This is a genomic window from Pseudomonas sp. GW823-FHT06E10, from assembly GCF_058794995.1.
Genome location: NZ_JBXAHJ010000019.1, coordinates 110139 through 118321, shown reverse-complemented (window position 1 = coordinate 118321; position 8183 = coordinate 110139). Strand labels below are relative to the sequence as shown.

The window sequence follows — 8183 nt, the reverse complement described above, 5'->3', positions numbered from 1 at the left end:
GGAACCTCCAAGTTGGCGAAATCATATCGCCCTTAAGAGGTGTCCGGAATTATTAGGCCAGTTCAGCTTGCTCGCGAAGAGGCCGGCACATTCAACATCGATTTCGCCTGACATTCCGCCATCGCGAGCAGGCTCGCTCCCACAGGTTCTGCGGCTGTACGCAAAATCTGCGAACCACACAAATCACTGTGGGAGCGAGCTTGCTCGCGATGAGGCCACAGGTTTCAGTGGTGCACCCAATACAGCGTCAGGCCCACTCTTTACGCAGCTGACGCGCAGCGTTGACCATGTGCACCAGCGCCGCTTCGGTTTCCGGCCAACCGCGGGTCTTCAGGCCGCAGTCCGGGTTGACCCACAGGCGGTCGGCGGGAATACGCTTGGCGGCCTTGCGCAGCAGGTTGGCCATTTCCGAAGAGTCCGGCACCCTTGGCGAGTGGATGTCATACACGCCCGGGCCGATTTCGTTCGGGTAGGCGAAGGCTTCGAACGCGTCCAGCAGTTCCATGTCCGAGCGCGAGGTTTCGATGGTGATCACGTCGGCATCCATGGCGGCGATGGACTCGATCACATCGTTGAACTCGCTGTAGCACATGTGGGTGTGGATCTGGGTTTCGTCGCGCACACCGGAGGCGCACAGGCGGAACACTTCGGTCGCCCAGTCCAGGTAGTGCTGCCACTGCGCCTGGCGCAACGGCAGGCCTTCGCGGAACGCGGCTTCGTCGATCTGCACGATCTTGATCCCGGCGGCTTCCAGGTCCACCACTTCATCACGGATCGCCAGGGCCAGTTGACGAGCCTGCACTTCGCGGGTCACGTCTTCACGAGGGAACGACCACATCAGCATGGTTACGGGACCGGTCAGCATGCCCTTCATCACCTTGTCGGTGAGGCCCTGGGCGTAGCGAATCCACTCCACGGTCATGGCTTTCGGACGGCTCAGGTCACCGAAGATCACCGCCGGTTTCACGCAACGCGAGCCGTAGCTCTGGACCCAGCCGAAACGGGTGAACACATAGCCGTCAAGTTGCTCGGCGAAGTATTCGACCATGTCGTTACGCTCGGCTTCACCATGCACCAGCACGTCCAGGCCCAGGTTTTCCTGCACTTGCACGGCGTGACGGATCTCACTGTGCATCGCTTCGGTGTATTCGGCTTCGGTCAGCTTGCCTTGCTTGAACGACTGGCGAGCCAGACGGATCGACGCGGTTTGCGGGAACGAACCGATGGTGGTGGTCGGGAACAGCGGCAGGTTCAGGCCGGCGCGCTGTTTCTCGATACGCTGGGCAAACAGCGAATGACGCTGGCTGTCCTTGGCGGTGATGGCGGCCACTCGCGCCTGCACGGCCGGTTTGTGGATGCGTGGCGAGGCAGCACGGCTGGCCTGCACGGCGCGGCTTTGGGTCAGCGCTTCAAGCACCTTCGGCGCTTCCGGCTCGTTGACGGCCTGAGCCAGCACTGCGACTTCTTCACACTTCTGCACGGCAAACGCCAGCCAGCTTTTCAGTTCGGCATCGAGCTTGTCTTCACGCTCCAGATCAACCGGGCTGTGCAGCAGAGAGCAGGATGGCGCGACCCACAGCCGATCACCCAGACGCTCATGAGCATGCTGCAGGGTGGCCAACGCGTTTTCCAGGTCGCAGCGCCAGACGTTACGGCCGTTGACCAGGCCCAGCGACAGCACTTTGTAGGCCGGCAGGCGATCGAGGATGGTCGGGTACTGCTCAGGCGCACGCACCAGATCGATGTGCAGGCCGTCCACCGGCAGGTTGGCGGCCAGGCCCAGGTTTTCTTCCAGCCCACCGAAGTACGTGGCGACCAGTTTCTTCAACGGGTCACGCTGAATCAGGTTGTAGGCCCGCTCAAATGCGTTTTTCCAGTCCTGCGGCAGGTCGAGCACCAGGATCGGCTCGTCGATTTGCACCCACTCGACGCCCTGTGCCGCCAGGCGCTGGAAGATCTGGCCGTACAACGGCAACAGACGATCCAGCAGCTCCAGCTTGTCGAATTCGACGCCCTTGGCCTTGCCCAGCCACAGGTAAGTCAGTGGGCCGATGATCACCGGCTTGACGTTGTGCCCCAGTGCGCGGGCTTCCTCGACTTCTTCGAACAACTGGTCCCAGCCGAGCTGGAACTGCTGATCGGCGCTGAACTCAGGGACAAGGTAGTGATAGTTGGTGTCGAACCACTTGGTCATTTCCTGGGCATGCGCGCCGCCGCAGCAGCTGTCGCTCACACCGCGCGCCATGCCGAACAGGGTTTGCAGGCTGGCCTTGCCATCGTGCGGGCGGAATCGCTCAGGGATCACACCGAACATCAACGAGTGGGTCAGGACCTGGTCGTACCAGGCGAAGTCGCCGACCGGCAGCAACTCGATGCCGGCCTTTTTCTGCAAGTCCCAGTGGGTCTTGCGCAGGTCGCGGCCCACGGTGCGCAGGCCGGCTTCGTCGAGTTCGCCCTTCCAGAACGCCTCTTGAGCCTTTTTCAGTTCGCGGTCGCGACCAATGCGCGGAAAACCAAGGGAATGGGCCACAGCCATGTCAAATAACTCCAATGCGTTCGATGGGAGCCATTGTCGACAGTGTCAGCGAGTGAGACAAACTCATTTTAATCGTGATGATCACAAGTTCTTCTCATGATCCGAAGCACTGCGCAGCTGGCGCTGGATGGACATCTGGTTCAAGGCGCTCGCCCGTGGCGTGTGCGTAAGCCGCGCGTCAATGGCATCATCACCCGCTACGAAAGTTTCGATACCCGCCCTCCCTCTGATCGGCTAAGGAATAGTCCCGATGCGTATCAAAACACTGCCGGCCTGTGTCACGGCGCCCTGCCCGGACGCCAAAGCGCAGACCGCCGGGATCAGCCCATGACGGCCATCTTTCGGCCGCGTCCGACGTTGATCTTTTTGCTGCTGTTGCTGGTGCTGGTGTTCTGGCTGTCCCTGGCCCTCGGACCGGTCAGCCTGCCCCTGGGCGATACCTTGCTGGGCGGGATGCGTCTGCTCGGGTTGCCACTTGACGGTGGTGACACGCAGCAGGCGGAGTTGATCCTCGGGCAGATTCGCCTGCCGCGCAGCTTGCTCGGCATCGCCGTGGGGTCGGTACTGGCGTTGTCCGGCGTGGCGATGCAGGGGTTGTTCCGCAATCCCTTGGCCGATCCGGGTCTGGTCGGTGTGTCCGGCGGTGCTGCGCTCGGTGCCGCCCTTGCCATCGTCGGCGGCAGCCTGCTCGGTGGCTTGCCGCCTGCGATCGAACCCTACTTGCTATCGGTGTGCGCCTTTGCCGGTGGCCTGATCGTCACGGCGGTGGTGTATCGCTTCGGTCGCCGCAACGGGCAAACCGACGTTGCCACCATGCTCTTGGCGGGTGTGGCGATGACGGCCATGGCCGGTGCCGGGGTCGGGCTGTTCACCTACCTGGCCGACGATGCCACCTTGCGCACCCTGACGTTCTGGAACCTGGGCAGCCTCAACGGTGCCAGCTACCCGCGCTTGTGGCCGTTGCTGATCGTCACCCTGGGCGTGGCGTTGTGGTTGCCCCGCAGGGCGGCGGCGCTCAATGCATTGCTGCTGGGTGAATCGGAGGCCCGTCACCTGGGTTTTGACATCGAGCGGATCAAGCTTGAGCTGGTGTTGTGCACGGCGCTCGGCGTCGGCGCGGCAGTCGCGGCGGCCGGGCTGATCGGTTTCATCGGCCTGGTGGTGCCGCACCTGATGCGCCTGCTGGTCGGCCCGGATCACCGGGTGTTGCTGCCCGCGTCGTTGCTGGCCGGTGCCAGCCTGCTGTTGCTGGCCGATCTGGCGGCGCGTTTGTTGTTGGCGCCAGCCGAATTGCCAATCGGTATTGTGACTGCACTGATCGGCGCTCCGTTCTTTCTTTATCTGCTGGTGCGAGGACGCTCCTGATGCTGCGGGCAAACAACCTGCTGGTACGCCGTGGCAAGCGCACGGTGCTGACCAACATCGATATCGAGTTGCGCCCCGGGGAAGTGCTGGGTGTGCTGGGGCCGAACGGCGCCGGCAAAAGCACCCTGCTCGCCGCTTTGTGTGGTGAGCTGGCGACCAGTGAAGGCAGGGTCAGCCTCGACGAGCGTCCACTCGCCGACTGGCCGGGACAGGAACGGGCCAAGCGCCTGGCCGTGCTGCCGCAGAGTTCGAGCCTGAGCTTTGCGTTTTCGGTCAATGAAATCGTCGGCATGGGTCGCTTGCCTCACGCCAGCGGCCGCGTGCGCGATGCCGAAATCGTCGCCGAGTCGCTCAAAGCCGCCGATGCGCTTCATCTTGCCGGACGCAGCTACCTGGCCCTGTCCGGCGGTGAACGCCAGCGCGTGCATCTGGCGCGGGTGCTCGCTCAGCTCTGGCCGGGTGCCGAGGGGCAAACCCTGCTGCTCGATGAACCGACGTCGATGCTCGATCCGCTGCATCAGCACACCATTTTGCAAGCCGTGCGTGACTTCGCCGAGCGCGGGGTTGCCGTGCTGGTGATTCTGCACGACCTCAATCTGGCTGCCCGTTACTGCGATCAACTACTGTTGTTGCATCAGGGCCTGCCCCACGCCTACGGTCCACCGGCAGAAGTACTGACCACCGAAGCGATGGCGGCGGTGTATGGACTACAAGTGCTGATTCACCAGCACCCGGAACGCGGCCACCCGCTGATCATCGCGCGCTGATGCCGCCCCCTCTTCCGTCATCGAGGGGGCACCTGTCCAATAAGGAAAACCGATGCGCTTTCTGTTGCTCTGTGCATTCAGCCTGTTGGCTGCCTGCCAAATCCATCAGGTCACACCACTGCCGGCGCCGATCGCCCCGCACAGCCGTGATCACGCCGACCTCGGAGTCATCCGTGAACTCGCCACGGGCCGTACGCTGACGCCGCAAGAACTTGTCCAACGCCTGGCTGTTGTGCCTCGGGTATTGGTCGGTGAACAGCACGACAACCCGGACCACCACGCCCTGCAATTGTGGCTGCTGCGCGAACTGGCGACACAACGCCCCCAGGGCAGCCTGCTGATGGAGATGCTCAACCCCGATCAACAGGCCAGGGTCGATGCCGCGCAAGCCGTGACCCGCGCGGGCCAACCACCGGCCGATGCGTTCACGGCGCTGGCCTGGCAGGCCAATTGGGACTGGAGTGTTTATGGCGCACTCGTCACCTACGCGCTGCGGCAACCGTATCCGCTGCTGGCGGCGAACCTGGACCGCGTGCAGATCATGCAAATCTACAAACAGCGCCCGGTACTTACGGGGCAAGCGTCCACCACCCAACAGGTGCGGGCGACCTTGCTGGATGACATCCGCCAATCCCATTGCGGCCTGCTGCCCGAAGCGCAGATGCCGGCAATGCTCGCCGTGCAACAACAGCGTGACCGGCGCATGGCCGAGCGCCTGATGGCCGCGCCGACGCCGGCGTTGCTGCTGGCCGGTGCCTTCCACGTGCGCAAGGATCTGGGGGTGCCACTGCACCTGAAGGACCTCGGTGCCGGTGAAGGGAATGCGGTGCTGATCCTGGCCGAAGCGGGCAAGACCGTGACCGCCGAGCGTGCGGATTACGTGTGGTACACCGCCGCGCAACCGGAACAGGATCATTGCGCGCAATTGCGTCGCTAAACCCGACCGAAACATTGTGGTGAGGGGGCTTGCCCCCGTTGGGTCGCGCAGCGACCCTGAACCCTGCAATCGCGGTTACTCAGACAAACCGCATTGCCTGGATTGGGACTACTTCGTAGTCCAACGGGGGCGAGCCCCCTCGCCACAGGTGTCGGCCTGCCGGCGCGACACTATGTCACGCCTGTGCGTCGGTCCAATGGTCGTATCCGCCCCTCCGACACCGGCACAGTTTGTTAACATCCCCGCGATTTTTTCGTCTGTACAGTCATCACGCTGTCATTTCAGCCTGTTCAACAGGATGCTTTTTTCATGAGTACTTTGTATACCCGCCGGACTGTCCTGCAAGGCATGGGCCTGTTGAGCCTGGGCCTGCTCGCCGGTTGCGACGACAGCAGCAAGCTGTCGTTCAACTACGGCAAGGACCTCAGCGACAAGATCATGGGGCGTAACTTCAAGCTCAAGAACCCTGAAGGCGAAACCAGGATGCTGGGCAGCTATCGCGGCCTGATGCCGATGGTGTTCTTCGGTTTCACCCAATGCCCGGCCGTGTGCCCGACCACCCTGGCCCGCGCCGCGCAGGCCAAGAAGCTGATGGGGCGCGATGGCGAAAGGCTGCAGGTTATCTTCATCACCCTGGACCCTGAACGCGACACGCCAGAGTTGCTGGACCAGTACGTCAAGGCGTTCGACCCGAGTTTCGAAGCCCTGTACGGCACGCTTGAAGAAACCGCCGCCACCGCCAAGGAATTCGGCGTGTTCTTTGAGAAAGTCCCGAGCGGCGATACCTATACCCTCTCCCATACCGCGACCAGTTTTGTCTTCGACTCCCGGGGCAATCTGCGCCTGGGGCTGTCCGCGTCCCTGACGGCCAAAGAGTGCGCAGAAGACCTGCTCACCGTGATGGAGGTTTGCTGAAATGAATGCCCCGCAAGCTAAAAACCGCTTCGTGCAAGGCTGCAAGCAACTGGCACTGGGCTTGTCCCTGGTCGGCCTGGCCTTTCAGGTATCGGCACAAACCCGGGTCGACGACGCCTGGGTCCGCGCCACCGTGGCCGGTCAGCCGTCGAGCGGCGCCTTCATGACCGTCATCGCCAGCAGCGACAGCAAGTTGCTGAGCGTGCAAACGCCGGTTGCCAAGCTAGTGCAGATTCATGAAATGAGCATGAAAGACGACGTGATGAAAATGCAGCAGGTGCAGTCCGTTGCGCTGCCAGCCGGCAAGCCGGTGAGCTTCGATCCCAATGGCTATCACATCATGCTGATGAATCTCACAGGTCAGATCAAGGAAGGCGACAAGGTGCCACTGACCCTGACCGTGGAAGACGCCAAGGGCGAGAAAGAATCGATTCAGGTCGAAGCCGTTGCCAAGGCGATCGGCACCATGGATCACAGCAAGATGATGCATGATCACAGCAAGATGAATTGATTGCTCCGTCAGTTAAACACAGGACCTGTGGGAGCGAGCTTGCTCGCGATGAGGCAGGAACATTCGACATCGATGTCGCCTGACACTCCGCCATCGCGAGCAAGCTCGCTCCCACAGTTTGATCTTCAGTGAATACGAGTCCTTTTCACGTCAACTCAAACAAGCTTGAGCACCACGTTGATGTTGTTGCGCGTGGCTTTCGAGTACGGGCAATACTGGTGCCCGGTGTCGACGATTTTTTGTGCAGTTTCACGGTCCAGCCCCGGCAGGCTGACATTGAGCCGCGCCTGCAGCAGATAGCCGCCTTCATTGGTGCCCAAATCAACCTCGGCATCGACGGCCACATCCTTGGGCAACGCCACTTTCATTTCCCTGGCTGCAACTTGCATGGCGCCGATGAAACAGGCGGACCACCCGGCAGCGAACAGTTGCTCCGGATTGGTTCCGCCGCCACCCGCGCCCGGGGACGACAGCTTCACATCGAGGATACCGTCGGAGCTGCGGGACGCGCCGTCACGCCCGCCGGTGGTGTGGGTTTGGGCGGTGTACAACACTTTATCGATCTGGCTCATGTTGACCTCCTGATTGAGTTGTAAATAACCGGTTTTCACCCCATCGGGTCGCTGGGATGGTCAATCAATATAGTCGTCGCAGCCCCGCCTCGCGGTCGATCCGACCAGCGCCCCCTTCTACTTTATTTACGCGCCAACTTGTACCTGACGCAGTCCTCATAAAAGCTCTGGCGTACAGCAGTCGGCTTGAATCGCGACGGACTGTCATAAGTTTGCTCTGTAATGCCAAGTGCCATCATGCGCATCCAGGATTTTGCAAACTTGTAGACCTGGATTTTTTGGCGTGCGGCGTACAGAGAAACGCCTGAAAGCTTGAGCTCCTGTGCCCTTGCGGCGGTTCCCGCCCCCCAACTGCACATGTATTGATCATGGGTGGCCAGTTCTTTGGCTTGAGCCGAATGGGCTACACCCGCGATAACTAACGGCATTAACGCGATCCATGTCTTGCGCATCTTGACCTGTTTAACTAGCTGAAAATGAACTAATTTTGCTGAGGATTTTTAAACTTGGGGGCCAGCATCGTGCCTTTTTTGCAAATTAGTGCGAAAACGAGATGTGTGACGTTATTTCTTGCGAGTTT

General features: G+C 61.3%; 8 protein-coding genes. 5 read left to right on the top strand and 3 right to left on the bottom strand.

Annotated elements, in window-relative coordinates:
• Positions 1-247: 247 nt before the first annotated feature.
• Positions 248-2536, bottom strand: coding sequence for a 5-methyltetrahydropteroyltriglutamate--homocysteine S-methyltransferase (gene metE, locus AC1Q6Y_RS25295; protein WP_492625397.1), 2289 nt, complete (start codon positions 2534-2536; stop codon positions 248-250).
• Between the two features lie 381 nt (positions 2537-2917).
• Between metE and AC1Q6Y_RS25290 the strand changes: the two genes are divergently transcribed.
• The 5 genes from AC1Q6Y_RS25290 to AC1Q6Y_RS25270 all read left to right on the top strand — a co-directional run bounded on the left by AC1Q6Y_RS25290 (position 2918) and on the right by AC1Q6Y_RS25270 (position 7031).
• Positions 2918-3901: a FecCD family ABC transporter permease gene (locus tag AC1Q6Y_RS25290; protein WP_340315833.1), complete on the top strand. Its 984-nt coding sequence runs from the start codon at positions 2918-2920 to the stop codon at positions 3899-3901.
• On the top strand, positions 3901-4668 hold the full coding sequence (locus AC1Q6Y_RS25285; protein ID WP_492625396.1) for a heme ABC transporter ATP-binding protein: 768 nt from the start codon (positions 3901-3903) through the stop codon (positions 4666-4668). Before AC1Q6Y_RS25290 ends, AC1Q6Y_RS25285 begins: the two co-directional genes overlap by 1 nt.
• Positions 4669-4720: 52 nt before the next feature.
• A complete protein-coding gene (locus AC1Q6Y_RS25280; RefSeq protein WP_492625395.1) occupies positions 4721-5605 on the top strand; it encodes a ChaN family lipoprotein in 885 nt (294 codons plus the stop codon).
• Positions 5606-5914: 309 nt separating this feature from the next.
• Entirely contained in the window at positions 5915-6520 is a 606-nt protein-coding gene (locus AC1Q6Y_RS25275; RefSeq protein ID WP_057715426.1) for an SCO family protein, read from the top strand.
• Position 6521: 1 nt separating this feature from the next.
• Positions 6522-7031, top strand: coding sequence for a copper chaperone PCu(A)C (locus AC1Q6Y_RS25270; protein ID WP_492625394.1), 510 nt, complete (start codon positions 6522-6524; stop codon positions 7029-7031).
• Between the two features lie 155 nt (positions 7032-7186).
• Here AC1Q6Y_RS25270 and AC1Q6Y_RS25265 read toward each other — a convergent pair whose 3' ends face one another.
• Both AC1Q6Y_RS25265 and AC1Q6Y_RS25260 read right to left on the bottom strand, forming a co-directional pair.
• Positions 7187-7603, bottom strand: a complete 417-nt coding sequence (locus AC1Q6Y_RS25265) for an organic hydroperoxide resistance protein (protein WP_046040328.1) — start codon at positions 7601-7603, stop codon at positions 7187-7189.
• Positions 7604-7725: 122 nt separating this feature from the next.
• Complete coding sequence (locus AC1Q6Y_RS25260; protein WP_218498448.1) at positions 7726-8055, bottom strand: hypothetical protein; 330 nt, start codon at positions 8053-8055, stop codon at positions 7726-7728.
• Positions 8056-8183: the final 128 nt, after the last annotated feature.

Coding starts and splice junctions, on each gene's coding strand:
- metE (WP_492625397.1), bottom strand. CDS start 2,536: ATGGCTGTGGCCCATTCCCTTGGTTTTCCGCGCATTGGTCGCGACCGC.
- AC1Q6Y_RS25285 (WP_492625396.1), top strand. CDS start 3,901: ATGCTGCGGGCAAACAACCTGCTGGTACGCCGTGGCAAGCGCACGGTG.
- AC1Q6Y_RS25280 (WP_492625395.1), top strand. CDS start 4,721: ATGCGCTTTCTGTTGCTCTGTGCATTCAGCCTGTTGGCTGCCTGCCAA.
- AC1Q6Y_RS25275 (WP_057715426.1), top strand. CDS start 5,915: ATGAGTACTTTGTATACCCGCCGGACTGTCCTGCAAGGCATGGGCCTG.
- AC1Q6Y_RS25270 (WP_492625394.1), top strand. CDS start 6,522: ATGAATGCCCCGCAAGCTAAAAACCGCTTCGTGCAAGGCTGCAAGCAA.
- AC1Q6Y_RS25265 (WP_046040328.1), bottom strand. CDS start 7,603: ATGAGCCAGATCGATAAAGTGTTGTACACCGCCCAAACCCACACCACC.
- AC1Q6Y_RS25260 (WP_218498448.1), bottom strand. CDS start 8,055: ATGCGCAAGACATGGATCGCGTTAATGCCGTTAGTTATCGCGGGTGTA.